This window comes from Marinobacter sp. NFXS9, from assembly GCF_040148665.1.
Taxonomy (GTDB): Bacteria; Pseudomonadota; Gammaproteobacteria; order Pseudomonadales; family Oleiphilaceae; genus Marinobacter_A; species Marinobacter_A mangrovi.
On sequence record NZ_JAGDDW010000006.1, the window covers coordinates 41,535 to 67,619 of the forward strand.

Genomic DNA, 26,085 nt, shown 5'->3' on the forward strand with positions numbered 1-26,085 from the left:
AGGCTCAGGATTCATGGGCGTTCCAGCGGTAGCCGAAGCCGTAGGCCGTCTGCACGGCGTCGAACGCCGGGTCGGTCTGCTGGAATTTGCGCCGGATGCGTTTGATGTGGGAGGTCACCGTGTTGTCGTCGAGGACGGTGTTAGCCGCCTCCATCAGCTGGGTGCGGCTGCGAACGTGGCCCGGGTGCTGGACCAGCGAGTGCAGCATCCAGAATTCGGTGACCGTCAGCTCCACAGCCTGGCCGTCCCATTCCGCGGTCATGCGATCGACATTCAGCGACAGGCGGCCCCGTTGCAGTTTTTCGTCCGCCTGCTGGCTGCTCTGGGACCAGGCGTCCGCCCGGCGCAGCAAGGCGGCGATACGGGCGAACAGATGGTCCAGGCTCATGTCCTTGGTGACGTAGTCGTCCGCGCCCAGGCGCAGGCCGGCAACCGAGTCCGCGTCGCTGTCGCGGGCGGTCAGGAATATGATGGGCAGCAGCGCCGAACGCTGGCGCAGGGCCTGGCAGAGGTCGAAACCGCCCTCAATCTCCTCGCCCAGACCCACGTCGATGATGGCCAGGTCAGGCAGCGGGCCTTTCAGACCTTCCAGGGCTTCCGGGCGGCCGGCGTAGACCGTCACCTCGTACCCCCGTCGCTGCAGGGCATCCCGGTAATTTTCCCGGATCGCGGGTTCGTCCTCGACTAGCACGATATGGCGTTTCATACATCCGGCTCACAGCTTCCCTAAAGACTGACGGCTATTTAAACATGCCGGGGGCCCCTCGCAAGCATTGGCCGTCCATTTGCCACAATTGATCACGATTGACCCGCAATCCCGACAGGTTCTCCCACGGCTTTGCCTTTCCCGGACGGTGTAATAGCCAAAAATCGAATGGCAAAGAGGACATGCTGTGCAAAACCTGATCCTGTCACGGCCCCGTGGCCTGCACTCGAAAACGACCGCCCGCCCCCGTTTGTTGCGGGTGATGGAAGGTATCAGTCTGTGGCTGGCAGTGGCGTTGTTTTTCGTCCTGCAATCGGCGGCAGCGCGGGCGAGTGAGTCGCCCGGTACCGGCGAACTGCGCCTGATGACGCCGTCAGGGCACATCGAAACCGCGCTGGCGCTGAACACCGATTACCGCGTCAATGTCAGCGCACTACTGGCCGATACCCGCCTCAAGCAGACCTTCCGCAATACCAGCGACGACTGGCGCGAGGGCACCTACGTCTTCCCCTTGCCGGAAAAGGCCAGCGTGTACGCCATGCGACTGCACATCGGTGAGCGGGTCATCGTGGGTGAGATCAAGACCCGGGAGGATGCTCGCAAGACCTACGAAGAGGCCAAGTCCGAAGGCAAACAGGCCGCCCAGGTGGAACAGCAACGGCCCAACCTGTTCACCACGCGCGTGGCCAATATTCCGCCGGGCGAGACGGTCACCGTGGAACTGCGCTACCAGCAGCGGGTGACTTACCGGGATGGCGAATTCAGTCTGCGCCTGCCCACCACCCTGACGCCCCGTTACATGCCGGGCGACCCGCTGGTGGATGATCCCAAACCGGTCGCCTGGCAACAGGGCTGGGCGGTGCCCACCACCGAGGTGCCGGATGCCGACGCCATCAGTCCCTACACCGTCAATCCCGGCGATGTGCCGGCGGGGAGTCATCGGGCCCAGTTGCACCTGACCCTGAACGCCGGCCTTCCGATCGAGCAGGTGGTCAGCCCCAGTCACGCGCTGGATTCGGTCTGGCGCGGCCAGCAGGTGGAGGTGAGCCCCAAGGGCGACGGCGTCACCATGGACCGGGACGTGGTGGTGCGTTGGCGCCCGAAGCGGGAGCAGACGCCTTCCGCGGCTGTCTTCCACGAGCAGTACGACGGCGAAGACTATCTGTTGGCGATGGTCGTCCCCGGCCTGAACGGCGGACAGTCGTTATCGCGGGAGCTGATCTTCGTGGTGGACACCTCCGGCTCCATGGCGGGTGAATCCATCCGCCAGGCACGTGAGGCCCTGCTGGCCGGGCTGGAAACACTGAAACCCGGGGACCGCTTCAACATCATCCAGTTCAACAGCACCACGTCGGCCCTTTTCGGCAGCGCTCGCAATGTGAGTGCTGACTCACTGCGGGCGGCGCGTCAGTATGCGGCCAACCTGTCGGCCAACGGCGGAACGGAAATGTCACCGGCCCTGGACCGGGCCTTGCGCCAGCAGGGGCCCGCCAGTGAAAAACCGTCCACCCAGGTACGCCAGGTGCTGTTCATGACCGACGGTGCCGTCGGTAACGAGCAGGCGCTGTTCCAGCAGATTCACGACCAGTTGGGCGGCACTCGACTGTTCACCGTGGGCATCGGTTCGGCCCCCAATATGCACTTTATGCGCGAGGCGGCCCGCTTCGGCCGGGGGACGTTCACCGCGGTGGGCAGCAGCGCTGAAATCGGCAGCCAGTTGGGGAGCCTGCTGGACCGCATGGCCGCTCCGGTGCTGGGCAATCTCTCGGCGAGCTGGCCGGACCAACCGACGGCGTTTCCCGAACGCCCCGGTGATCTGTTCCAGGGGGAACCCCTGGTGCTGGTGGCCCGCGGCCAGGCGCCGGCCGGTGAGCTCAAGCTGAGCGGCGAGTTGCCGGACGGCACGCCCTGGCAACGCGCCCTGAAACTGGACGCCGCGGCACCCGGCCAGGGCCTGCATCGCTACTGGGCACGTCAGCAGATCGACCAGATCAGCGACCAGCGTATCTATGGCGCCTCCGAGGCGGATATCCGTGCCGAAGTCACGCCGCTGGCCCTCGCGCATGGCCTGGTGACGCCGTACACGAGTTTCGTGGCGGTGGATCAGACCCCGGTCCGGACCCAGGAAGACAAGCTCAAAGCGGAGTCGGTGCCCACCCTGCTGCCGGCGGGCAGTACCCCGGGTATGCTGCGCTACCCGCAGACTGCCACCCCGTCTTCCCTGCTGATCCTGATCGGCCTGGCGGGTCTGATGCCGGCGTTCGCTGTGTTTCTGGCCCGGCGGAGGGTTTTTGGATAATGCGCGCCCTGATGATGTTGACCGTCGCCGCCGCCATCACCCTGGTGGCCGGCCTGTGGATTCCGCTGAAGGCCCAGCTGGCCCAGGAACTGCTCAACATGGCCTGGGCCCAGAGCCAGGCCGAACAGGCCCGGAATCGACCCTGGCCCTGGGCGGATACCTGGCCCGTCGGTCGGCTGCGGTTGCCGGACGGGAACGAACCGATGGTGGTCCTGGCGGGTACCAGCGGCGAAAGTCTGGCCTTCGGACCGGGGCACGTCACCGCCTCGGCGCTGCCGGGGCACGCCGGTACCGTGATCCTGGCCGGCCACCGCGATACCCATTTCAGTGTGTTGCAGGAAATCCGGGTGGGCGACAAGCTGGCCCTGCAGGGCCTCGACGGCGACTGGCATCGGTATCAGGTGGTGAACGAGCGGGTGGTGGACTCCAGACAGTCGCGCCTGGATTTCCGGCCGGATGGTATCAATCGGTTGGTTCTGGTGACCTGCTATCCGTTCGACGCCCTGGATCCCCACGGGCCGATGCGCTATGTGATCGAGGCGGAGGACCTGAACGAGCTGCAGGCCGGCGGGCAGGTTGCTGTCAGACCGACTCGAACGCAGGCCATTGTCCCACCCAAAAGTGATCTATTGACCTCTGCCAACGTAGGACTTTGACATTGTTTGACAAAAGTCAGATTCCGGCGCACATTTGATGCACACTAATCGGAGACAGTGTCATGTTCCTGCAGAAACGGCAAGGAGAGCACGGGCCATTGCCGCCCCGGTCAAGCCGCTATTTCGCGGCCGGGCGACGCTGGTATTTCACGACGCGGGAAAAAACCACGCTGGGGCCTTTCGAGTCTTTCGAACAGGCGGAGCAATCGGTGAAAGCCTACATCGAAGATGTGGACGCCCATCGCCGGGGGGCTTCCGTGGATTACAGCTACGGCGTCGTGCTGCACGACTATGAAACCTGCACCGCCGCCCACTGTCAGCAGTGCCGGGAAATGGCCCGACTCCTGTCCTAACGGGCTGATGGCCTGTTTATCACGGTTCCAATAAACGAACCGGATCGATATCCTATGCGGCCCGGCGCACAGGTGTGCGCCGTTTGGTGAGCTGTGGAGTCTGTCCCGATGCGTTTTTTACGAGCACTGCTGGCGTGGCTGTCGGTGCCTGTCCTCTGCCTGCTGGGCCTGTTTCTGTGCATGGCGCGGCCTTTCAATCCCGATAACACCCGTATCCTGGGCTGGGCGATTGCCCGCACCGGCCGCTGTCTGCTGGGGCTGGAGCGCCCTCTGGATGGTTACGAAAACATGCCCCTGAACCGGCCGACCGTGATCATTGCCAACCACCAGCACAACGACGACCTCTTCCTGATGGGCGATCTGCTGCCGCCGCGCACCGTGGCGATCGGTAAGGCGTCCCTGCGCTGGATTCCCTTCTTCGGGCAGGTGTTCTGGTTGGGCGGCAATGTCCTGATCGACCGCAAACGCTCCAGCCGCGCCGTGGCCGTGATCCAGACCACGGCGGAGGCGATGACCCGGGAACGCAAGAGCCTGTGGATTTTTCCCGAAGGCACACGCAGCCACGGTGAAAACCTGCAGCCGTTCAAGAAAGGGGCCTTCTACGCGGCCATCGCCGCCAATGCGCCCATCACCATGGTCTGTGCCGAGGCTTACCGCTCGGAAACCCGGGGACTGCTCGGCCGACGTCGCCCGGTGCGGTTGCGGGTGTTGCCGCCAGTCGAAACCCGCGACCTGTCCTCCGACGATGTTCCCGAGCTGATGGCCCGCTGCCATCGAGAGATGAGCCAGGCCATCCACGAGATGGGAACCGGGGAATCGGCCTGAGGTCTTTACCTTCGCCGTGACTGCTTGACTTCGCAGCGCTTTTCCTTCGGTATGTGGGGATTGTCGCATGGGGCGGCAAGGTGCAGCCGGGCCACGGTGTCCGGCTTCAGAGTGGCGAAAGGGAGTGATGCGATGAATCTGATTCTGTTTCTGATCATTGGCGGCGTCGCCGGATGGCTGGCCGGTTTGATCATGAAAGGGCGTGGTTTTGGCGTACTCGCCAATATCGGCATTGGTATTGTCGGCTCGTTGATCGGTGGCTTCCTGTTCAGTCTGTTGGGGCTGTCTTCCCACGGCACCATCGGCTCGCTGGTGACCGCAACCGTGGGTGCCATCGTATTGTTATGGATCGTGAGCGCCATCAAGAAGGCGTGAACGCCGCCACGGAGCCTCCGGGAATGTCCCGGGGCTCCCTCACCGCAGTCGTGGAGATTCCTGGAGAATGATCGTACCGGTTACCGCCGTCTTTGCCGCCATCACGGCCATCCTGATGCTGTTCCTCGCCCTGCGGGTGTCGCTGTTCCGTCGCAAGCTCAATGTGGGTATGGGCGATGGCGGTCAGAAGGATATCCAGGTGGCGATCCGCGCCCACGCCAACCTGGTGGAATACGCCCCGATCACACTGATCCTGATGGGGCTGGGTGAGCTGAACGGGGTCTACGTGATTTACGTTTACGCCATCGGCATGCTGTTCATCGTGGGCCGCCTGCTGCACGCCTGGGGCTTTATCCGCAGTCGCGGTGGCTATGCGCTGAGCCGCATGTTCGGCACGCTGTTCACCTGGCTGTCGATCCTGGTCATGGCGGCACTGACGCTGCTTAACGTGGTCCAGGTTTCCCTTTAATTTCGTCCAGGCTTGTCCCTGACCCGTAACCTCAGAGCCGTTTGCGGCGGAGGGTGTAGTTCAGCTTCGATTGGATGCGCTCGCCGTCGCGGTTCAGCATTTCCAGATCCCCTTCGGGAAGCCGGCGGTACATCCGGACGACCTTGCCATTGTCACCCTGCAGGCTGATGCGCCCCAGATCCATCGGATCGGTGGGCGGCAGGACCTGCCACTGACCTTCCCGTTCCGTGACATCGCCGTTGCGCTCCTGATAGGTCTCGGTCAGTTTGTAGGTGTCCGGTTCCCGGTAGAGGGTCAGGCGGGTCTCGATCCCCGGGCAATCCGCGCAGGGCAGGGTGCCTTCCCAGACGCCGTACGGTGAGCGTTCGGTTACCGGTGTCTGGCTGGCACATCCGGTCAGCAGAGCCGCGGTCATCAGGGCACTGAGCGTCATTGGGCGCATGGGTCGCCTCCTTGGCAAGGGGTAGCGGGTCAGGAAAGGGGAAAGAATCGCAGGTTCGCTGGGCGGGTTCAATCCGGCGTATCAGGCGACACGCCGGATTGAGAAGGGGCAGGAAGAATCGATTACTGGGCCTTCGCCATCTGTTCGCTGTGGTAGTCCAGATCCAGGCGGCGGTTGGCGGCGCTGTCTTCCGGGTTCGTCAGCGGCTTGCGGCTGCCCCAGCCCACCACCTCGATGCGGCTCTCGTCGATGCCTTCGCTCTTGAGGATCTTCGCCGCGCTGTTGGCCCGCAGGCGGGACAGGAAGGCGTTGTACTCTTCCGGCCCGTGGCTGTCGGTATGGCCGTTGATGCTGACGGTCACTTCCGGGTGGGCCTTCATGTAGGCGGCGTGTTGGCGCAGGATGGCCTGGTCTTCCTCCGACAGACGATGCTTGTCGAAGCCGAAGTAGAATTTCATCTGGTGCGGCTTGCGGGGGCTGTCATCCATCGCATTCACCTGTGCGTTGCTGGCTTGTACCTGGGCCGCGTGGGCCATCAGTTCCGGGTTGTCCAGGACGAGAACGGTCATATCTTTTTCCTCAGGTGCATCGGCGATGCGATCATCCGTTTTGGGCTCACTATTGTCGGCTGCTGCCTGTGTCGCAATTGGCCGTTGGTCGATGTGTTGCCGGGTGTCGGCGACGGCCGGCTGGGCCGGAGTCGCCGTGGCCGCCTCGTTTTCCGGTCCGCCGCTGGAGGCGCAGCCGCTGATAACGCCCAGCAGCAGGGCGCCTGCGGCGAACCGCCAGCGGCCCGCCTCAGATTGAATGCGGACTGTGTGAAAGGGGTATGACAAACGCTGTGGCATGGAAAAACTCCTGATCGTCGGTTTGGGGCGCCGGCCCCGTCTCTGTCTCTCAGGATCTATTTCAGCGCGATAATCTGGCACCGCTGTGGTAAAAAGCAGACCGGATCGGATGAAATGTGATGAAATCGGGCAGGACCTGCGACGGCTGTCCGTTGCCATGGACGTACTATGCTGATAATTCCCGTCGAACGCGCCGTGGACTGGCGCCGCCCGCCCTGGATGACCCTGGGCATCATGCTCACCTGCCTGCTGGTGTTCCTGTTCTACCAATCCGGTGACAGGCACCGGATGGGCTCGGCCATCGAACAATACCTGGATGCCGACCTGGACCAGCTGGAAGCCCCGGCCTACGAGACCTATCTGGAACGCCGGATCCGCCTGGAGGGCGAAACCGGCCTGACCTCGCGACTGGGTTCGGTGCGGGACCTGATAGCCCAGGACCGGCGTGTTGTCCTGGCCCAGGTGCTGCTGAGCGACGCCGGTTTCTACCATTACCTGCTGGACAACCAGTCGGTGATCTGGTCGACGGAGCAGCGCACCTACTGGGCTGAACACCGAATCCCCATTCAGGCAGAATACGTCAGCCATCTCTCCGCCATGGCCGCAGGCGTGGTGCCGGCCGACCTGTCGCTGGCGGACCTGATCAGCTACCAGTTCCTGCACGGTGGCTGGATGCACATCATCGGCAACCTGCTGGTGCTGTTCATGCTGGGCTTCACCGTGGAGCGGGCGCTGGGTCCGGTGAAATTCCTGTTGGCCTACCTGTTATGCGGCGCGGTGTCGGGGCTGGTGTGGGCCGGCTTCAACTGGGGGCAGTACTTGCCGCTGGTGGGGGCTTCCGGCGGTATCGCCGGTCTGATGGGGATGTACGTCGCGCTGTTCGGCCGCCAGCGCATCCGCTTCTTCTACTTTCTCGGCGTTTATTTCGACTATTTCCGGGCGCCGGCCCTGGCCCTGTTGCCGGTCTGGATCGGCAAGGAAATCTACGATCACTTCTTCGCTAGCGCCACGGGTGTGGCCTACATTGCCCACGCCGGTGGCCTGGCGGTGGGCGCGGGCCTGGTCTGGCTGCTGGGTCGCAGCTGGTTACAGCCCCGTGAGACGTTCTACGAGCCGGAAGAGGACGAACAGGAAGAACGCTTCCGCAGCGCCTACGGCCAGGCCATGGGCCGGATCAGCGCGCTGGATTTTGAACAGGCCCGTCTGCAGTTCGAGGCCCTGTGGCAGCGGCATCCGGAGCGGATCGTCCTGCTCGAGCACCTGTACCAGCTGGCCAAGCTGCGTCCGGACAGCGAAGCCTACCGCGACCGGGCCCGGGAGCTGATGCAGGCAACCCAGGCCCGTCATCAGCCCGAGCGCATGCTGGCGGTGTGGCAGGAATACCAGGGCAAGGGGCAGCCGCATCATCCGCTGGCGGCGGAGGACCACAACCGGGTCTTCTTCGCCGGTCTGCGCAGCGGCGACCTGAAGACGGCGGAACGGGTGTTCGAACGCCTGCGGGCGGCCGGTGACCTGTCGCTGGTGGAAGAAGCCTGCCGCCTGCTGGCGGCGGAGTTCGAGAAGCGGCAGATGACGCCCAAGGCGCGGCACTACCGCGATCTGCTGGGGCAATTGGGTCAGGCCTGATCGGTCCCGAAACGAGCCGCCGGCCCGCGCAGCGGTTGCTGGTTGCGTGCCTGCTCCAGGTAGGTGTCGATCGACGCATGCAGGGCGTGGCCGGTACAGCGCTTCTGGATGAAGTTGAGAAAGGCCGAGGCCTTTTCCCACTGCCCCAGTTGGGCCAGGGACTGCGCCACCAGCAGGTAGGCCGGTGCCAGCTCGTCATTGTCCGGGAATCGCTTGTGGAAATCCTGCAGTAAACGCAGCACCTCGCGGTGCTGTCCGTAATGGTTCAGGACCCGGGCACAGGCGACGGCCAGTGCCGGATCGTCCAGTCGAAAGCCCGGTTCCACCTTTTCCAGTCGCTGCAGGAAGTCCGCCAGACCCTCGGCATCGCGCTGATCGGCCAGCCATTGCAGCAGCCGCGGATGGGCCCGGTAGAGTTCGCCGTTATCGTTCGTGGCCACCAGCAACCGATAGAGCTGGCCCAGACGCAGGGGATGGTTCGGATGGCTCTTGAGGCCGGACTTGATCAGGCTCAGCGCCCGCTCGTAGTTGCCGTCCTTGAGGTTCATATCGATGTCGGCGTCGAGCCTCAGGGAGCGGTCCGGCTCCCGGCGCACGGTCTCATCGTCCTGCAGGTCACTGGCGAAGCCCAGTTCTTCCTGATACTGGAACAGCAGGTAGCCCATCATGTGGAAGAAAATCAGGGTGAAGGTACTGCTGATAAAGCCGGACAGGGGCTGGGCGACGATTGGCGCAAAATGGTTAACGGCAAACTCCTGCACGGCGGCGCTGGCCAGCATCATCAGCACCAGGTGCCCGTACAGCACGAAGTAAGGCCAGCCGATGCGGGAAATCAGCGAGATCAGGTTGGCCGGGTTCACCGCCGGTCCCACCGCTTCTTCCATGCCCAGGATCATCACGCTGGCCGGCAGCACCAGGATCACAAAGGCCATGGCCACCAGTGACAGCAGCGGTCCCCCGACCAGGCCGGCGCTGTAGACCAGCGCCCCCATCAGGATAAACACCAGCAACTGCAGGAGGACGATGCCGAACCCGGAGCCGGTAAAGGCCGTCGCCAGCGGCGGAGGCGTCATGTGGCCGTCGGCGGTGTGGCGGATGACCGCGTAGGTGTACTTGAACAGTGCCAGCAGCAACAGCAGGCTCACTACCAGGCCGATCAGGTTGCGATCCAGCAGCAGTGGCACGAACGTACAGATGCCCACGACCATCAGCGGATCAGAATGGAACGGATAGCGGAAGAACGCGGGAATCCGGTTCCAGAACGGCTCCACCTGTGTTGCCGCGCCCAGGTAGCGCAGGGTCTGGCTGCAGTGCGGGCAGGAGCCGTGCCGGCGATGGGTGTCGGCGTCGGGCATGCACACCAGGCAAAATTCCTGCTGGCAGTGATTGCAGTGCCACTTGGCGGCGGTATTGGGATGGTAATGACAGTAGTGTTTCACGTCGCGCTGCTAAGGTGTTGATCTGGCCCACAATCATGGCAGAAGGCGGGAGGCGGGACCAGCGCCGGTGGCGCTCCGGATGTTGGCTTTTCGTAAAATTGCGGACACGGCGGGCGACGCGGGTCCGTTAGAATACAGAGACAGACGATTCATTCTTGCCCGGCCGGTGACTGCAGGCCGCTCCGGGCCCCGGGAGGCATGATTGACCCGACACCAGCCCGACCTCCGGTCCGTGGAGACCGCGACAGCCCCTCACGAGGCCTACACCTGGCGCCAGATCGCCCGCTTCGCGCTGACCCACCGGCGCCGGCTGGTGCGTGCGAATATCATTGCCGTGCTGGCGACACTGGTGAGTGTGCCATTGCCCTTGTTGCTGCCGGTGCTGGTGGACGAGGTGCTGCTGGACAAGCCCGGCCCGGTGCTCCCGGTGATGAACACGGTATTGCCGGAAAGTTGGCAGATACCGGCGGTCTACATCGCGTCCATGGTGCTCCTGGCGTTCTTGATGCGCGTCCTGGCGCTGGCCTTCAACGTGGCCCAGTCGCGGGAGTTTTCCATTATTTCCAAGGACGTGGTCTTCCGGATCCGTGAACGTCTGCTGGGCCGGCTCGGGCGCATCGCCATGTCGGAATACGAAACCCTCGGGTCCGGCGCCGTCACGGCGCATTTCATCACCGATTTGGACACCATCGACAAGTTTCTCGGCACCACCATCAGCCGTTTCCTGGTGGCCAGCCTGACGGTGCTGGGAACGGCGGGCGTCCTGCTCTGGGTTCACTGGGAGCTGGGCCTGCTGATCCTGCTGTTCAACCCGCTGGTGATCTTCTGCACCATGTTGATCGGCAAGCGGGTGAAGGAACTCAAGCGGCGGGAGAACAGCGCCTACGAGGTGTTTCAGGGTGACCTGACCGAGACCCTGGACGCCATCCACCAGTTGCGCGCGGCCAATCGCGAAGGTCACTACCTGCGCCATCTGGTGGACCGGGCTCGCGGCGTGCGCGATCACGCCGTGCAATTCGAGTGGCGCAGCGACGCCGCCACCCGCGCCAGCTTTACCCTGTTCCAGTTCGGCGTGGACAGCTTCCGTGCCGCCGCCATGATCACCGTGCTGTTGAGCGACCTGAGCATCGGCATGATGTTCGCCATCTTCGGCTACCTGTGGTTCATGCTGACGCCGGTGCAGGAAATGCTGAACATGCAGTACGCGTTTTACGCCGCCAATGCCGCCCTGGCCCGGATCAACCGACTGTTGCAGCTGAAGGAAGAGCCGCGCTATCCGGCGCTGGAGAACCCGTTCCAGAACCGCCACACCGTCAGCCTGACCCTGCGCGATGTGTCATTCCGCTACGGCGAAGAAGACGTGCTGCGGCACATCAACCTGGATGTAGCGCCGGGCGAGAAAGTGGCCATTGTCGGCGCCAGCGGTGGCGGAAAATCCACCCTGGTTCAGGTGATCCTGGGCATGTACACGCCCACCCAGGGCGAGATCCTGATCGACGGCGTGCCAGTGCAGCGTATCGGCCTGGAGTGCCTGCGCGAGCATGTGGCCACGGTCCTTCAGCATCCCGCGCTGTTCAACGACACCGTGCGCCAGAACCTGACCATGGGTCGCGAGCAAAGCGACGAGGCGCTGTGGCATGCCCTGCGGATCGCGCAACTGGACCACACCATCCAGGCCATGGACAAGGGGCTGGAAACCCGCATTGGCCGCCAGGGCGTGCGCCTGTCCGGCGGTCAGCGCCAGCGGCTGGCGATTGCCCGCATGGTGTTGTCGGACCCGTCGGTGGTGATCCTGGACGAGGCCACCTCGGCGCTGGATGCGGAAACCGAATACCAGCTGCATCAGGCGCTGGAGGATTTCCTCAAACAGCGCACCACCCTGATCATCGCCCACCGCCTCAGCGCCGTGAAACAGGCCGACCGGGCCTACGTGTTCGAGGACGGTCGCATCATCGAGGAGGGCCATCACGACGAGCTGATCGCCCGGCAGGGGCTATACGCCCAGCTCTACGGGGACCGTCAGCACTGATGACGGTGCCCGGCGCATTCACCGTCGTTATGCTGAACATTCATGGAAACGCGGTTGAAGTCGCCCAAATCAATGCAATAGTAAGGAGTAACTGGTCAATCGGGTTTATCTGGCGCAGGCTAATAAGCCATCTGATGAGAGAGATCGCGGGAGCTTCTGACAGGTTCTGGAGGCCGGGAATGGTCAGAAGCTCCCTGCCACGCCCTTTGACACTTCGAATGCGATAAGGAAAGGAGGCGTTACATGTCGAAAGAAGGTATCAGTCACGACAGTCTGAATACCCTTGCCAGCCTGGACGTGGGCGGCAAGACCTACCACTACTACAGTCTGCCCAAGGCGGGCGACAGTCTCGGCGACGTATCCCGCTTGCCGTTCTCACTGAAAGTGCTGTTGGAAAACCTGCTGCGCAACGAGGATGGCGATACCGTCACCGAAGACCACCTCAAGGCCATGCATCAATGGCTGGACAAGCGACATTCCGACACCGAGATCCAGTACCGCCCGGCGCGGGTGCTGATGCAGGACTTCACCGGCGTGCCCGGTGTGGTGGATTTGGCCGCCATGCGCGACGCCATGAAGGCTGCCGGCGAAGATCCGGCCCGGATCAAACCGCTGTCCGCCGTGGACCTGGTCATCGACCACTCGGTCATGGTGGATCATTTCGGCGACGCCTCCGCTTTCAAGGACAACGTGGCCATCGAAATGGAGCGCAACCAGGAACGCTACGAGTTCCTGCGCTGGGGCCAGCAGGCCTTCGACAATTTCCGCGTGGTGCCGCCGGGCACCGGCATCTGTCACCAGGTGAACCTCGAGTACCTGGGCAAGACCGTCTGGACCCAAGAGCAGGACGGCAAGACCTACGCCTATCCGGATACGCTGGTAGGCACCGATTCCCACACCACCATGATCAACGGCCTGGGCATCCTGGGCTGGGGTGTCGGCGGTATCGAAGCGGAAGCGGCGATGCTGGGTCAGCCCGTCTCCATGCTGATTCCGGAAGTCGTGGGCTTCAAGATCACCGGCAAGCTGCGTGAAGGCATCACCGCCACCGACCTGGTGCTGACGGTCACCCAGATGCTGCGTAAGCGCGGTGTGGTGGGCAAGTTCGTGGAATTTTACGGCGACGGCCTGAAAGACATGCCGGTGGCCGACCGCGCGACCATTGCCAACATGTCGCCGGAATACGGCGCCACCTGCGGGTTCTTCCCGGTGGACGAACAGACCCTGAACTACATGCGCCTGACCGGCCGTGAAGAAGAGCAGATCGAGCTGGTGGAAGCCTACGCCAAGGCCCAGGGCCTGTGGCGCGAGCCAGGCCACGAGCCGGTCTACAGCGATACCCTGGAACTGGACATGGGCGACGTGGAAGCCAGTCTGGCCGGGCCCAAGCGCCCGCAGGACCGGGTGGCGCTGACCAACATGAAGTCCACCTTCGAATTGCTGATGAACACCAGCGACACCACCAATAACGGCGGCACCGAGGACGGCAAACTGCAGTCCGAAGGCGGTCAGTCGGCGGTTGGCGTCGAGGAGAGCTACGAGCACGCCGCCAGCCAGCACACCGAGCACAACGGCCAGAAGTTCCGGCTCGATCCCGGCGCGGTGGTGATTGCGGCGATTACCTCCTGCACCAACACTTCCAACCCGAGCGTTATGATGGCCGCCGGCCTGCTGGCGCGGAAGGCGCTGGAGAAAGGCCTGACCACCAAACCCTGGGTGAAGACGTCACTGGCGCCGGGCTCCAAGGTGGTGACCGACTACCTCAAGGCCGGCGGTTTCCAGGAAGACCTGGACCAGCTCGGTTTCAATCTGGTGGGCTACGGCTGCACCACCTGCATCGGTAACTCCGGTCCGCTGCCGGATCCGATCGAGAAAGCCATCGAGAAAGGCGATCTGACCGTGGCCTCGGTGCTGTCCGGCAACCGCAACTTCGAGGGCCGGGTGCATCCGCTGGTGAAAACCAACTGGCTGGCGTCGCCCCCGCTGGTGGTGGCCTACGCCCTGGCCGGTAACGTCCGCGTGGACCTGACCAAGGACCCGCTGGGCACCGACAAGGACGGCAACCCGGTCTACATGAAGGACATCTGGCCGTCCCAGGACGAAATCGCCCAGGCGGTGGAGAAGGTCAAGACCGACATGTTCCGCAAGGAATACGCCGAGGTGTTCGACGGCGACGCCACCTGGCAGTCCATCAAGGTGCCGGAGAGCAAGGTGTACGAGTGGTCCGACAAGTCCACCTACATCCAGCATCCGCCGTTCTTCGAAGGCATGGGCCGCGAGCCGGACCCGGTAGAGGACGTCAAGGACGCCAGCATCCTGGCGCTGCTGGGCGACTCCGTGACCACTGACCACATCTCCCCGGCCGGTTCGATCAAGGCGGACAGCCCCGCCGGTCGCTACCTGCAGGAGCACGGGGTGGAGCCGAAAAACTTCAACTCCTACGGTTCGCGCCGGGGCAACCACGAGGTCATGATGCGCGGCACCTTTGCCAACGTGCGCATCAAGAACGAGATGCTCGATGGCGTGGAAGGCGGCTTTACCCGCCACATCCCGTCCGGTGAACAAATGGCCATCTACGATGCCGCCATGAAGTACGTCGAGGACGACACGCCCCTGGTGGTGATTGCGGGCAAGGAATACGGCACCGGCTCCAGCCGCGACTGGGCGGCCAAGGGCACCCGCCTGCTGGGTGTGAAAGCCGTCGTGGCCGAGTCTTTCGAGCGGATCCACCGGTCCAACCTGATCGGCATGGGCGTCATGCCCCTGCAGTTCCCGGAAGGCACCGACCGCAAGTCGCTCAAGCTCACCGGTGAGGAGACGATCAGCCTGACCGGGATGGCGGGCGACAAGGTCACTCCGGGGCAGAAAGTCACCATGACGGTGACCTACCCGGACGGCCAGGAGCAGTCCGTCGAGCTCATCTCCCGGATCGACACCGTCAACGAAGCCGGTTACTTCGTGAACGGCGGTATCCTGCACTATGTGCTGCGGGAGATGATCAAGGCAGCCTGATAACAGGCATCCTGTCGCTGAGCAAGACCCGTCCTGGTGAACGCCAGGGCGGGTTTTTTATGGGCGAAATCCGGTGGATTCGGATTAAAGTCCCGTAAATATCGGTCCTTTCGACAGTTTGTTTCTGTAGGATCGCCGTCTATAGTGAGATTGAAAGAGGCCCGCAGCGGACATGGCGGGCTTCGGGGTTCTGCGACGAGCCTCTGCGCGGCGGGCTGGAGCCCGGATCGTTCAGGGCTCTCCAACTGCTTGGATGGCGATATTTTGAGTGCTCCTGATGTACAAGGCAGGCTTCAGGTTCTGAAGACCCGATTTGCCGCGCGAGTCAAAGGTGAACTGGAAGAGCTGCAGCGCCTGCTGGCCCCCCGCCAGGCCGATGCCGCCGGTATCCAGCGCGCGCGCGAGGCCCATCAGATCCTGCACCGCATTGCCGGTGGCTCCGGTACCTTTGGCCTGGATGCCTTGGGAAAAGAGGCGCGTGACCTGGAAACCCGGCTGCAGCCGCTGGTCGAGGCCGACATCGCCACACCCGGCCTGCCGGACCAGTTGCAGCAGATACTGGATGATGCCTTCCTGGCCCGGATCCACAGTCTGTCCGATTTCCTGGACGACACCGCGCCGCTGGCCGCGGACGACCCGCGCGAGCCCTACCTGCCGGACGATGACGACGAGCCGGTCGCCACGGACATTCCCCAGGTCAGTCCAACCCGTGTGATCCTGGCCGACCCGGACGTGGCGCAGGCCTCGCCGCTGGCGTCGCGCCTGCAGGAGCACGGCTATCACGTGCAGTGGGTGCAGGACCCGGTGGAAATCCAGGCGATCCGCGCCAGCCTGGCGGACGACGGCCCCGTCGTTGTCGTGGCGGACGCGGCGCTGCAAACGCAACTGCAGGATCTGGAGCTGACCCGTCGCCCCCACATCCTGCCGGTGATCTATCTGGCCGGGCAGGATACGTTCGAGCTGCGTTACCGGGTGGCGGAAAGCGGCGCGGGCGGTCTGTTCCTGCGGCCGATCGACGTGCCGGCGCTGGTGGAGCGGATCGAGGCGGCCGTCGGCGAGTTTCAGTCGGCCCGGCGCAGCCGCGTGATGCTGGTGGACGACGACCGTGCCCGGGTGATGCACGCCCAGGCGGTGCTGGCGTCGGCTGGCATGGAAGTCCGGGTGGTGGTCGAGCCCGCCGATATCCTGGCCCAGTTGCCCGCGTTCCGCCCGGACATCCTGTTGCTGGAAACCCGGGTTGGTCCTTGCAGTGGACCCGTGCTGGCCCGGATGGTGCGCCTGCAGCCGGAGTGGCAGGATCTGCCGGTGGTGTTCCTGACGGCCGGCCCCGGTGACGTCGACCAGGATGCCCTGGATACCGAAGACGTCCTGACCGGCCCGCTGACCGACCGATCCCTGATCACTGCCGTCCGCTCCCGCTGTTATCGCGCCCGGCAGATGGCCCGCCAGATTTCCCGGGACCGCCTGTCCGGTACCCTGGTCGCCTCGCGCATCCGCCAGGCGGTGGCGCGCGAGCATGCGCAGGTTCGCCGTCACGGCCGTCGTTCCGTGGTGGCCATCCTCGACCTGGACGATTTCCGCCAGTTGAACCGGGATTACGGCCACACCTCCGGCGATATCGTGATCCGCAGCCTGGCGGATGTGCTGCGCCAGCGTCTGCGCAGTTCTGACCTGATCGGGCGTTACGGCGGCGAGGAATTCGTGGTGCTGCTGCCGGACTGTACCGACGAGCAGGCCCGCGGGGTTTTCGAGGCCATTTGCGAGCAGTTCTCGGCGCAGGAATTCCAGTCCGGTGTCCGGTCATTCCGCGCCACGCTCAGTGTCGGTCTGGTGGAGCTGGGGGCATTCGCCAGTGCCGACGCCGCACTGGCCGCCGCCGACCAGGTACTCGCCGACCGACAACCGAACGCCCAGCAGGACGTGCGCGTTTGGACGGCCAACGACTGATGGCCATCCTGATTCTGGAAGACGATCTTTTAGTGGCCGAACTGCGGGAAACCATCGTCCTCAGCCTGTATCCCCACGGCCGTGCCCGCCTCCTGGGCAGCTATCAGGATGCCGTCGCCGAGTGGCAGCCGGGCAAGGTTGATCTCATCCTGTGCGACTGGAACCTGCCGGACGGTTCCGGGCTGGATTTTGTGCGCCATGTCCGACGTCAGGATTCCGAGGTGCCCATTGTCATGATCAGCGGTCGTTCCGACCGTCAGTCCGTCCTGACAGCGGCCAAGCACCACATCAATGGCTTCATCACCAAGCCGTTCGACGTCACGGTGGTGCACGATCGCCTGAAGAGCCTGCTGGTGGAGGGTGAACCTGCGAGCTATGCCATCGGCGGGCCGGAACCCCTGTTCGCCGACGCCATGGAAGGGCAGATCCTGCTGCCCACCAGTCTGGACCCGGCCAGCGTGCTGGAGTTGATGCATCGTGACGACCTGATCTCACCGGGCCAGCTGGCGGAGCGCTGGCGGGACGAGACCTCCCTGGTAATGCGCCTTCTTGATGTCGCCAACGGCAGCTCCTATCGCCGCAGCGGCGAGTCCGTCGACTCCCTGCGGGATGCCATCAACACCCTCGGTGTGGACATGGCGCTGAACATTGCCCTGGGCATGGCACTGGATCATGCTCACGACCTGAGCGATCCCCGCTTGCAGGACAAGGCAAAAACCTACGCCGACCTGAGCGACCGGGTCGCGCTGGAGGCCAGCCGTATGGCCCGTCAGCTGGGTCAAAGCCCGGTACTGTGCTATACCGCGGGGCTGATGGGACGGATCGGTGAACTGGCGGTACTCAGCGTCCTGCAGCAATACCTGGGCGCCGGCGGCGAGCTGTCCGACGCCGACATCGACGATCTGATCCGGGACTGGGCCCAGCCGCTGGGCAATCGACTGAAAGTCCAGTGGCGCCTGCCACTTCAACTGCGGGATCTGGTGGGCGCCATCCACAGCCTGCCCCACGGCGCCACCCACCAGAGCCGGCTGATCATGCGGGCCGCGGCCCTGTTTGCCGACGGGGCCCGGGAGGCTCCGGAATACCGAACCTTGATGCGCCGGTTGGGCAGCGAGTCGCCCGCGTCGGAAGGCGCTGACCATTGACCCCGACGGCCCGATGGCGGAGGATGCGCCGCGCTCACGACAACCGCTGGAATGATCGACAATGACGGACCTTAAACGCGTGCTGTGTGTGGAGGACGAGCCGGACATCCGGGCGGTCGCCGAGCTCGCCCTCGGCGCCATTGGTGGTCTTGAAGTGACCGTCTGCGCGTCCGGCGAGGAAGCGCTGCAGGTGGCACCGGTGAACGCTCCCCAGCTGATCCTGCTGGATGTGCTGATGCCCGGCATGGACGGCCCGGAAACCCTGTCCGCGCTACGCCGGATTCCGGCGGTCGCGGCGGTGCCGGTGGTGTTCATGACCGCTCGGGCAGACCCCGACGAACAGGCGGCCTACCGGGCACTGGGCGCGGCAGCCACCATCGCCAAGCCCTTTGACCCCATGACGCTGGCGGAATCGGTCCGGGCGATCTGGCGCGAGCAGCCGATCGGGTAACGCGGGCGCTTGTTCGCCCCGGGAAATCATGCCACGCTGACTCTGGGAATTTTTGGACAGTGTCTGGATGATTCCGGATTTCGGGTCCAGGTTCACAAATCCCCGACTGCCCGGCGTGCGTAACAGGGTGGACCGCATCCTGATTCAGGGAACGTCCGTCCGGAGGCGGGAACGTGCCCGAACACTAATCATTGCGTGCCGGAGCGGAAACGAGATCCCGGCCGGCCACAGCGAAAAGGAGAGCAGAATGAGGCAAATCATGGGACGTTGGCTGGCCGGTGTCATGCTGGCCCTGGTCACACTGTCCGTGCAGGCGGATGCCCCGCTGACCGACGAGCGACTCGACAACCTGTTGGGGGCCATGGACGAGCTGCAGCCGGTGATGGAGCAGGTGAGTCAGCGTCTGGCATCGCTGCCGGAAGACGAGCGTCCGCCGCGGCTGGATCCCCGGGCCGAGGATTTCGATCCGGAAGCCATGGCCGAGAGCATGACGGAAGCGCTGGAGAAGGTCGACGCGGATTCCGACGTGCGCCGCGTGGCGGAAAAGAACGGCTTTGATTCCGTGGAAGAGCTGCTGGAAGTGCAGGCCCGGGTGATGATGGGTTTCCTCGCCCAGACCCAGGAAGCCATGATGAACAACCCCAATGTGCCGGAGCAGGCGCGTCAGAAAATGAAGCAGCAGTTCGGTAACATCGCCGACAAGGTGTCGGACAACGACCGCGAGGTGCTCGAACGGAACAAGCAGAAAATCATGGACTTCATGCAGGCCCAAGCGCGCAAGCAGCAAAATATGCAGCAACAGCAGCCGACCAACTGACACGCATCACCGAACGGAGACCTGATGGCCACTGAACAGCCCGCCGAGAACCTGCGCGACAAGCTGAACCTGGAAACCGCCCAGATTCCCTGGCGTGACCTGCAGACCTATTTTGCCCGCGGGCAGGTGGTGTTTGTGGCCGAGTCGCTGGACCTGCTGGCTGTGGCCGAAGCCCTGGCCGCTGACGATAAGGCCCGCTTCCAGCAGTGGATGGCGGACGGCACGATCGGCGACGTACCGGCCGACCGTGCCCAGTCCTGGTACGACGCCGAAGCGTCGGTCTGGGCTGTGGTGGTTGCCCCCTGGGTGCTGATCCAGGATCGCACTACCCGTAATTGACGGCCGCGCTGCAGGACGATGCGATTCCGATCGTTCTGCAGCGCCTCGCCCGGCGGTCGAAACCTGACCTTCTGATCGGCTTTTGCTACACTCCCGCCTCCTTTCCGGCCACGCCTGAACGTCCATTTCCAAGGAACGCCCTATGCTTGCCAGCGCGCTGCTGATCCTGGTGCCGCTCTTTGTCGGCTTTGCTTTTCACGTCGAGAATCGCCGTGTGCTGTCAACGATCAACCATTCGCTGGAAGCGTTGGTGTATCTCATTCTGGGTCTGCTCGGCATCAGCCTGGGCCAGCTTGAGGGATTGGCTGAGCAACTGAACCGGATGACTGGTCAGGTGCTGGTCCTGGTATTCGGCCTTCTGATCGCCAACGTTGCCGGCCTCTGGCTGTGGCATCGCTGGCAGCCGATGACGCTGGCAGCGGCCGAGGAGAGTCAGGGCAACGTGGGTTACCGGCGCCTGTTCCTCGGTGCGGCAAAACCGCTGCTGGCGGTGATTGCCGGCATGGGGCTGGGCCACTGGCTGTTGCCCGCGGTGAACTGGATCGAGGACGTGGCCAGCGGGGCGCTGATGCTCCTGCTGCTGCTGATCGGCCTGCAACTGCGTAATGCGGGTCTGTCCCTGCGGCGCCTGCTGATGAACCGGCAGGGCCTGGGGATCGCCGTCACCCTGGCGCTGACCTCGCTGCTGGCGGGCCTGGCGATCGCGCCGTTCTATGATCTGCCCCTGATGCACGTGTTGGCGCTGACGTCCGGCTTTGGCTGGTACTCCCTGTCGGGCATCGTGGTGGGGGATGCGTTGGGGCCGGCCTGGGGCGGCGTGGCGTTTCTCAACGATGTCCTGCGGGAAATCATCGCCCTGGTGCTGATTCCGTTGATCATCGCCCGGCGGCCAGCCATGGCCATCGGCTATGGCGGCGCCACCGCCATGGACTTCACCCTGCCGATCATCCGCCGCAGCGGTGGCCTGGAAACCGTGCCGGTCGCAATCGCCTCGGGTTTCATCCTGTCCTTCCTGTCGCCCGTCCTGATGGGCCTCTTCCTCGCCGGCTGACAGCCGGCTCTGCTGGCGCGCTCCGATCGCTCCGGGCGCGCCGCAAATCAATTGAGTTCTAATCGAATGGGCGGTCGCTGCTATCGGCGGCAAGGCCTTGTTGTCGCTGAATTTCGGCCGGTATCGGCTGATTGATTCTGCATCGCACTCAAATTCGGGTCAGGGAAACCGGTTTGATATTTAGTGCTCGAATGACTAAGCTACCCTCATTGAATGAGTGTTCAATGAATTGAATGGATGTTCAAAGCCGTTTCATGAGGTGGGTATGGCAAGGCTGGATGTGGAATCGATCCGGCGTCAGCAGTTGATTGACGCCACGCTGAAGGTCATCGAGGAGCACGGTTTCCAGGGTGCGACGATCGGCAAGATCGCCAAGGCATCCGGCATGTCCGTGGGGATTGTGAGTCATTACTTCGGCGGCAAGCAGGGGCTGCTCGAAGCGGCCATGCGTCACCTGCTGGCAACGTTGGGCGGAGATGTGCAGCGGCTGATGCAGGAACGTCCGGATACCCCGCGCGAGCGCCTGATGGCCATCGTCGACGCCAACTTTTCCAGCGTGCAGACCGATCCCCAGTCCGCCAAGACCTGGCTGGCGTTCTGGACCCAAGCCATGCACAGCCCCGCGCTGATGCGCCTGCAGCGCGTCAACGAACGCCGCCTGCTGTCCAACCTGCAATTCTATCTCCGTGACCTGATGCCTGCCGAGCGGGTATTGGGCACGGCCCAGACCATCGCCGCCCTGATCGACGGTTTCTGGCTGCGTGCCGCCATGAGTGAGGGCCGCATCGAGCCGGACCAGGCCGTGGCCCTGTGCAAGACCTACATCGATCAGGCCATCGACGCGAACAATGGAGATTCCGCATGACCCTTCCCGTTTATTCGTCTTTTGTGGATGGCCGGTTCCTGGCCAACCAATCCGGTGACACCTTCGATGTGGTGAACCCGGCCACCGGTGAGGTGATTTACCGGGTCGAGCAGGCCGACGAGTCGGTCATGCAGGCCGCCGTGGAAAGCGCCGAGCGCGGTTTCCGGGAATGGTCGGCGCTGACCGGCCTGGAGCGCGGCCGGATTCTCAACCGCGCCGCGGCCCTGCTGCGTGAGCGCAACGACGAGCTGGCCCGTGTCGAGGTGCTGGACACCGGCAAACCCTGGCAGGAAGCCAGCGTGGTGGACGTGGTCACCGGCGCAGACGCGGTGGAGTATTTCGCCGGCCAGGCCTCCAGCATCGAAGGCATCAGCCAGCCGATCGGCCCCGATTTCTTCTACACCCGGCGCGAGCCGCTGGGCGTGTGCGCCGGCATCGGTGCCTGGAACTACCCGCTGCAGATCGCCTGCTGGAAATCCGCCCCGGCGCTGGCCTGCGGCAACAGCATGATCTTCAAACCGTCCGAGGAAACGCCGCTGGGCGCGATCAAGCTGGCCGAAATCTACATCGAGGCGGGCGTACCGGCGGGCGTGTTCAACGTGGTGCAAGGGGATTACCGGGTCGGCCAGATGCTGACCGCCGATCCCGCCATCGCCAAGGTCTCCTTTACCGGTGAAGCGGCCACCGGCCGGACCGTCATGGGTGATGCTTCGAAGTCCCTCAAGTCCGTCACCATGGAACTGGGTGGCAAATCCCCGCTGGTGGTGTTCGACGACGCCGATCTGGAGCAGGCGGTGTCCGCCGCCATGCTGGGTAACTTCTACACCCAGGGCGAAATCTGTACCAACGTCACCCGGGTCTTTGTACAGCGCGGCGTCTACGAGGACTTCCTGGAAGCGGTGGCCCGTCGCACCGAGGACAACATCGTCGCCGGCGACCCCATGGACCCGCGCACCAACCTGGGCGCACTGATCAGTGCCGATCACCGGGACAAGGTGATGGGCTTCATCGAGAGCGGCAAGCAGGAAGGCGCTCGACTGGTCGTCGGCGGCACGGAACTCTGTCCGGCCGGCGTCGAGAACGGCTACTTCGTGGCGCCGACGGTGTTTGCCGACTGCCGCGACGACATGACCATCGTGCGAGAGGAAATCTTTGGGCCGGTGATGTCGGTGCTGCCGTTCGATGACGAGGACGAGGCCGTTCGCCGCGCCAACGAGACCGATTATGGCCTGGCGGCCGGCGTGATGACCCGCGACCTGCTCAAGGCGCATCGGGTGATTCACCGCCTGCAGGCGGGCATCTGCTGGATCAACAGCTACGGCGCGTCGCCGGCGGAAATGCCGGTGGGCGGTTACAAGCTGTCCGGCCTGGGCCGGGAAAACGGTCGCGAGGCGATCGAACATTACACCCAGACCAAGTCCGTTTACGTCGGCATGGCGCCGCTCGAAGCGCCGTTCTGACGTCAGCCATCAATAAGACGTGCCGACGGGAACAGTTGGCCGGGACACGCTGTGAATACGTCCCTGTAAGCTCGACCGGGGCCATCCAGGCCCCGGACGGTCCCGGTCAACTGTTCCCGTCGCCACTGACACGGTTATCGACTGCAACACGCAGGGGAGTCTGTTTTGAATTTTGATCGTGAGTTTGACTACGTGGTGGTGGGCACCGGTTCAGCCGGTTGCGTATTGGCAAACCGCCTGACCGAGGACGGCCAGGACCAGGTGCTCGTGCTGGAAGCGGGCAAGAAGGACAACACCTGGAAGATCCACATGCCGGCGGCCCTCATGTACAACCTCATGGACGACAAGTACAACTGGTACTACCACACCGAGCCCCAGGAGCACATGGACAACCGCCGCCTGTACTGGCCACGCGGTAAGGTCTGGGGCGGTGGTTCCGCCCTCAACGCCATGGTCTACATCCGCGGCCACGCCTACGACTACGACCGCTGGCACGACGAAGGCGCTGCTGGCTGGCGCTACCAGGACGTGCTCCCTTACTTCCGTAAGGCGGAAACCCGCGAAAAGGGCGCCGACGACTACCGGGGCGGTAACGGTCCGCTCAACGTGCATACCGGCGACGAGCCCAACCCGCTGTTCGATGCGTTCATCGAAGCAGGTCAGCAGGCCGGCTACCCGTTCACCGATGATATGAACGGCTACCAGCAGGAAGGGGTCGGCCTGATGGACATGACCATCAAGCAGGGCAAGCGTTGGAGCGCGGCCCAGGCGTACCTGCGTCCGGTACTGGAGCGGCCCAACCTGACCGCCGAAACCGGCGCCATGACCCATCGCATCCTGTTCGACGGCGACACCGCCGTGGGCGTGGAATACGTGCAGGAAGGCAAGACCGTCCGCGTCGCCGCGCGCAAGGAAGTGATCGTTAGCGGCGGCGCCATCAACTCGCCGCAGCTGCTGATGCTCTCCGGGATTGGCCCGGCGGCGGACCTGGAAAAGCAGGGCATCGACGTGAAGGTGGATCGTCCGGGTGTCGGCCAGAACCTGCAGGACCACCTGGAACTCTATGTCCAACACGAGTGCAAGGAGCCGGTTACGCTCTACAAGTACACCACCCAGCCGGGCAAGACGATTGCCGGCGTGAAGTGGTTCCTCAACCACGACTGGGGGGCCTGCCGCACGGCGCACCTCGAAGCGGGCGGGTTCATCCGCAGTGAGGCCGGCGTGCGGCATCCGGACATCCAGTTCCACTTCCTGCCATCACAGGTGCTGGACCACGGCCGCAAGGACGCCGAATGCCACGGCTTCCAGGTACACGTCGGCCCCATGCGACCCACCAGCCGCGGCTACCTGACCCTGAAATCCGACAAGCCGGGCGATCACCCGATCATCCAGCCCAACCTGCTCAGCACCGAGCGGGACCGCTGGGAGATGCGCGAAAGCGTCAAGCTGACCCGGGAGATCTTCCAGCAGAAGGCGTTCGATCGCTTCCGCGGCAAGGAACTGCGCCCGGGCGCCGACATGACCTCCGATGCCGACATCGACGCCTTTGTACGTCAGTACTCGGACAGCGCCTACCACCCGTCCTGCACCTGCAAGATGGGCAGCGCCGATGACCCAATGGCGGTGGTCGATGAGCAGGCCCGGGTCTACGGCGTGCAGAACCTGCGCGTGGTGGACGCGTCCATCATGCCCAGCGTGGTGAGCGGCAACCTGAATGCTCCCACCATCATGCTGGCGGAAAAATGCGCGGATCACATCCGCGGCCGGGATCCGCTGACCCCGATGCCCGTTGATGTCTGGGAGCACCCGGACTGGCAGAACAAGCAGCGATAAGCAGAGCGCCCGAAGTGGCGCGATAACGACAACGACGATGTTTCGAAAACAGAAGCACTTTCAAAACCAAGAGGCACGCCGGGAGACTCCGGTGCGGCCTCAAGCTGGAGAAAGGAGATAACGATGAAGAAGTTTTTGCTGGCTCTTGGCAGTCTCATGCTGAGCGGCGCCGCGATCGCCGCGCCCAATCAGGAATGCAAGACCGTGCGGTTTGCCGATGTGGGCTGGACCGACATCACCGCCACCACCGCTCTCACCTCCGAAGTGCTGGAAGGCATGGGCTACAAGGCCAAGGCCAACGTCCTGTCGGTGCCGGTCACTTACCGGTCGCTGAAGAACAAGGACATCGACGTGTTCCTGGGCAACTGGATGCCCACCATGGAAGCGGACATCCGCCCGTACCTGGACAGCGGTGACGTGGAATCCCTGCGCACCAACCTGACCGGCGCCAAGTACACCCTGGCCGTACCCCAGTACGTCTACGACGCCGGCGTTCACAGCTTTGCCGACATCGCCAAGCACGCGGATAAGTTCGACAACCGCATCTACGGCATCGAGCCGGGCAACGACGGCAACCGCCTGATCCAGGACATGATCGACAAGGATGCCTTCGGCCTGAAGGGTTTCCGGGTGGTCGAATCCAGTGAAGCCGGCATGCTGTCCCAGGTGGGCCGCGCCGTGCGTCGCGACAACTGGATCGTCTTCCTGGCGTGGGAACCGCATCCCATGAACGCCAACTACGACCTGAAATACCTGGACGGCGGTGACGACTACTTCGGTCCGAACTACGGCGGTGCCACCGTGCACACCAATGTGCGCAAGAACTACACCCAGGACTGCCCGAACGTCGGCACCCTGCTGAACAACCTCGAGTTCTCCCTGACCATGGAAAACGAGGTGATGGGCCTGATCCTGGACGATGGCATGGAGCCGCGTGATGCCGCGCACCAGTGGCTGTCCAACAACCCGTCTGTCCTCGACAAGTGGCTGGACGGCGTGACCACCATCGACGGCCAGCCTGCGCTGCCGGCGGTCAAGGCCAGCCTGAAGTAAGCCTTTCGCCTCCTGCCGCTGGCCATGAGGGCCGGCGGCAGGAAC

General features: G+C 63.9%; 23 protein-coding genes. 19 read left to right on the top strand and 4 right to left on the bottom strand.

All coding sequences use genetic code 11. From position 1 onward, the window contains the following. Positions 1-4: 4 nt before the first annotated feature. The gene (pdsR, locus tag J3364_RS10900; protein ID WP_349558381.1) at positions 5-706 is read right to left on the bottom strand and encodes a proteobacterial dedicated sortase system response regulator; all 702 of its coding nucleotides are present in this window, start codon (positions 704-706) and stop codon (positions 5-7) included. Between the two features lie 187 nt (positions 707-893). Between pdsR and J3364_RS10905 the strand changes: the two genes are divergently transcribed. From J3364_RS10905 to J3364_RS10930, 6 genes are all read left to right on the top strand, one after another. Then, positions 894-3,005 carry a marine proteobacterial sortase target protein gene (locus tag J3364_RS10905; RefSeq protein ID WP_349558382.1) on the top strand — a complete coding sequence of 704 codons (2,112 nt, stop codon included), beginning with the start codon at positions 894-896 and terminating at the stop codon, positions 3,003-3,005. Then, entirely contained in the window at positions 3,005-3,661 is a 657-nt protein-coding gene (locus J3364_RS10910; protein WP_349558383.1) for a class GN sortase, read from the top strand. Before J3364_RS10905 ends, J3364_RS10910 begins: the two co-directional genes overlap by 1 nt. A gap of 62 nt (positions 3,662-3,723) precedes the next feature. Then, positions 3,724-4,014 carry a DUF6316 family protein gene (locus J3364_RS10915; protein WP_123634623.1) on the top strand — a complete coding sequence of 97 codons (291 nt, stop codon included), beginning with the start codon at positions 3,724-3,726 and terminating at the stop codon, positions 4,012-4,014. 108 nt (positions 4,015-4,122) lie between these two features. Continuing rightward, complete coding sequence (locus J3364_RS10920; protein WP_349558384.1) at positions 4,123-4,839, top strand: lysophospholipid acyltransferase family protein; 717 nt, start codon at positions 4,123-4,125, stop codon at positions 4,837-4,839. A 132-nt stretch (positions 4,840-4,971) separates the two neighbouring features. Next, positions 4,972-5,214 (top strand): GlsB/YeaQ/YmgE family stress response membrane protein, encoded by a 243-nt coding sequence (locus J3364_RS10925; protein ID WP_123634625.1) that lies wholly within the window; start codon positions 4,972-4,974, stop codon positions 5,212-5,214. 67 nt (positions 5,215-5,281) lie between these two features. Then, positions 5,282-5,683 carry an MAPEG family protein gene (locus tag J3364_RS10930; RefSeq protein ID WP_123634626.1) on the top strand — a complete coding sequence of 134 codons (402 nt, stop codon included), beginning with the start codon at positions 5,282-5,284 and terminating at the stop codon, positions 5,681-5,683. A gap of 31 nt (positions 5,684-5,714) precedes the next feature. Here J3364_RS10930 and J3364_RS10935 read toward each other — a convergent pair whose 3' ends face one another. Both J3364_RS10935 and J3364_RS10940 read right to left on the bottom strand, forming a co-directional pair. Further along, positions 5,715-6,125 (bottom strand): copper resistance protein NlpE, encoded by a 411-nt coding sequence (locus J3364_RS10935; RefSeq protein ID WP_349558385.1) that lies wholly within the window; start codon positions 6,123-6,125, stop codon positions 5,715-5,717. 122 nt (positions 6,126-6,247) lie between these two features. Next, positions 6,248-6,973, bottom strand: coding sequence for an OmpA family protein (locus J3364_RS10940; protein ID WP_349558386.1), 726 nt, complete (start codon positions 6,971-6,973; stop codon positions 6,248-6,250). A gap of 168 nt (positions 6,974-7,141) precedes the next feature. On the opposite strand from J3364_RS10940, the gene J3364_RS10945 reads away from it, so the two are divergent. Next, on the top strand, positions 7,142-8,599 hold the full coding sequence (locus J3364_RS10945; protein ID WP_349558387.1) for a rhomboid family intramembrane serine protease: 1,458 nt from the start codon (positions 7,142-7,144) through the stop codon (positions 8,597-8,599). Here J3364_RS10945 and J3364_RS10950 read toward each other — a convergent pair. Then, positions 8,590-10,038 (bottom strand): hypothetical protein, encoded by a 1,449-nt coding sequence (locus tag J3364_RS10950; protein ID WP_349558388.1) that lies wholly within the window; start codon positions 10,036-10,038, stop codon positions 8,590-8,592. The two genes, J3364_RS10945 and J3364_RS10950, sit on opposite strands and share 10 nt — an antisense overlap. 202 nt (positions 10,039-10,240) lie before the next feature. Here J3364_RS10950 and J3364_RS10955 point away from each other — a divergent pair, with 202 nt between their 5' ends. The 12 genes from J3364_RS10955 (at position 10,241) to J3364_RS11010 (ending at position 26,040) form a co-directional block, all read left to right on the top strand. Beyond that, positions 10,241-12,067: an ABC transporter ATP-binding protein gene (locus J3364_RS10955; RefSeq protein ID WP_502882501.1), complete on the top strand. Its 1,827-nt coding sequence runs from the start codon at positions 10,241-10,243 to the stop codon at positions 12,065-12,067. A 243-nt stretch (positions 12,068-12,310) separates the two neighbouring features. Next, positions 12,311-15,079: an aconitate hydratase AcnA gene (gene acnA / locus J3364_RS10960; protein WP_349558389.1), complete on the top strand. Its 2,769-nt coding sequence runs from the start codon at positions 12,311-12,313 to the stop codon at positions 15,077-15,079. 264 nt (positions 15,080-15,343) lie between these two features. Next, the gene (locus J3364_RS10965; protein ID WP_349558390.1) at positions 15,344-17,026 is read left to right on the top strand and encodes a diguanylate cyclase domain-containing protein; all 1,683 of its coding nucleotides are present in this window, start codon (positions 15,344-15,346) and stop codon (positions 17,024-17,026) included. Further along, a complete protein-coding gene (locus tag J3364_RS10970; RefSeq protein ID WP_349558391.1) occupies positions 17,008-18,171 on the top strand; it encodes a response regulator in 1,164 nt (387 codons plus the stop codon). The genes J3364_RS10965 and J3364_RS10970 overlap by 19 nt, the downstream gene beginning before the upstream one ends. Positions 18,172-18,232: 61 nt before the next feature. Further along, positions 18,233-18,622: a response regulator gene (locus tag J3364_RS10975; protein WP_349558392.1), complete on the top strand. Its 390-nt coding sequence runs from the start codon at positions 18,233-18,235 to the stop codon at positions 18,620-18,622. 259 nt (positions 18,623-18,881) lie between these two features. Then, the gene (locus J3364_RS10980; RefSeq protein WP_203142251.1) at positions 18,882-19,439 is read left to right on the top strand and encodes a hypothetical protein; all 558 of its coding nucleotides are present in this window, start codon (positions 18,882-18,884) and stop codon (positions 19,437-19,439) included. A 24-nt stretch (positions 19,440-19,463) separates the two neighbouring features. After that, positions 19,464-19,778 carry a DUF2288 family protein gene (locus tag J3364_RS10985; protein ID WP_349558393.1) on the top strand — a complete coding sequence of 105 codons (315 nt, stop codon included), beginning with the start codon at positions 19,464-19,466 and terminating at the stop codon, positions 19,776-19,778. Positions 19,779-19,920: 142 nt separating this feature from the next. Further along, a complete protein-coding gene (locus J3364_RS10990) occupies positions 19,921-20,829 on the top strand; it encodes a LysO family transporter (RefSeq protein ID WP_349558394.1) in 909 nt (302 codons plus the stop codon). A gap of 265 nt (positions 20,830-21,094) precedes the next feature. Next, positions 21,095-21,694, top strand: coding sequence for a transcriptional regulator BetI (gene betI / locus J3364_RS10995; protein ID WP_349558395.1), 600 nt, complete (start codon positions 21,095-21,097; stop codon positions 21,692-21,694). Next, on the top strand, positions 21,691-23,154 hold the full coding sequence (gene betB, locus J3364_RS11000; RefSeq protein WP_349558396.1) for a betaine-aldehyde dehydrogenase: 1,464 nt from the start codon (positions 21,691-21,693) through the stop codon (positions 23,152-23,154). Before betI ends, betB begins: the two co-directional genes overlap by 4 nt. Before the next feature lie 165 nt (positions 23,155-23,319). After that, a complete protein-coding gene (gene betA / locus J3364_RS11005) occupies positions 23,320-24,987 on the top strand; it encodes a choline dehydrogenase (protein WP_349558397.1) in 1,668 nt (555 codons plus the stop codon). Between the two features lie 123 nt (positions 24,988-25,110). After that, positions 25,111-26,040 (top strand): choline ABC transporter substrate-binding protein, encoded by a 930-nt coding sequence (locus J3364_RS11010; protein WP_349558398.1) that lies wholly within the window; start codon positions 25,111-25,113, stop codon positions 26,038-26,040. Positions 26,041-26,085 lie beyond the last annotated feature (45 nt).

Bases quoted from the DNA above. Each gene is read 5' to 3' on its own strand.
- J3364_RS10915 (WP_123634623.1), top strand. From the start codon at position 3,724: ATGTTCCTGCAGAAACGGCAAGGAGAGCACGGGCCATTGCCGCCCCGG.
- J3364_RS10930 (WP_123634626.1), top strand. From the start codon at position 5,282: ATGATCGTACCGGTTACCGCCGTCTTTGCCGCCATCACGGCCATCCTG.
- betI (WP_349558395.1), top strand. From the start codon at position 21,095: ATGGCAAGGCTGGATGTGGAATCGATCCGGCGTCAGCAGTTGATTGAC.
- J3364_RS10925 (WP_123634625.1), top strand. From the start codon at position 4,972: ATGAATCTGATTCTGTTTCTGATCATTGGCGGCGTCGCCGGATGGCTG.
- J3364_RS10920 (WP_349558384.1), top strand. From the start codon at position 4,123: ATGCGTTTTTTACGAGCACTGCTGGCGTGGCTGTCGGTGCCTGTCCTC.
- betB (WP_349558396.1), top strand. From the start codon at position 21,691: ATGACCCTTCCCGTTTATTCGTCTTTTGTGGATGGCCGGTTCCTGGCC.
- J3364_RS10940 (WP_349558386.1), bottom strand. From the start codon at position 6,973: ATGCCACAGCGTTTGTCATACCCCTTTCACACAGTCCGCATTCAATCT.
- acnA (WP_349558389.1), top strand. From the start codon at position 12,311: ATGTCGAAAGAAGGTATCAGTCACGACAGTCTGAATACCCTTGCCAGC.
- J3364_RS10910 (WP_349558383.1), top strand. From the start codon at position 3,005: ATGCGCGCCCTGATGATGTTGACCGTCGCCGCCGCCATCACCCTGGTG.
- J3364_RS10985 (WP_349558393.1), top strand. From the start codon at position 19,464: ATGGCCACTGAACAGCCCGCCGAGAACCTGCGCGACAAGCTGAACCTG.
- J3364_RS11010 (WP_349558398.1), top strand. From the start codon at position 25,111: ATGAAGAAGTTTTTGCTGGCTCTTGGCAGTCTCATGCTGAGCGGCGCC.
- pdsR (WP_349558381.1), bottom strand. From the start codon at position 706: ATGAAACGCCATATCGTGCTAGTCGAGGACGAACCCGCGATCCGGGAA.
- J3364_RS10975 (WP_349558392.1), top strand. From the start codon at position 18,233: ATGACGGACCTTAAACGCGTGCTGTGTGTGGAGGACGAGCCGGACATC.
- J3364_RS10935 (WP_349558385.1), bottom strand. From the start codon at position 6,125: ATGCGCCCAATGACGCTCAGTGCCCTGATGACCGCGGCTCTGCTGACC.
- J3364_RS10945 (WP_349558387.1), top strand. From the start codon at position 7,142: ATGCTGATAATTCCCGTCGAACGCGCCGTGGACTGGCGCCGCCCGCCC.
- J3364_RS10990 (WP_349558394.1), top strand. From the start codon at position 19,921: ATGCTTGCCAGCGCGCTGCTGATCCTGGTGCCGCTCTTTGTCGGCTTT.
- J3364_RS10980 (WP_203142251.1), top strand. From the start codon at position 18,882: ATGGGACGTTGGCTGGCCGGTGTCATGCTGGCCCTGGTCACACTGTCC.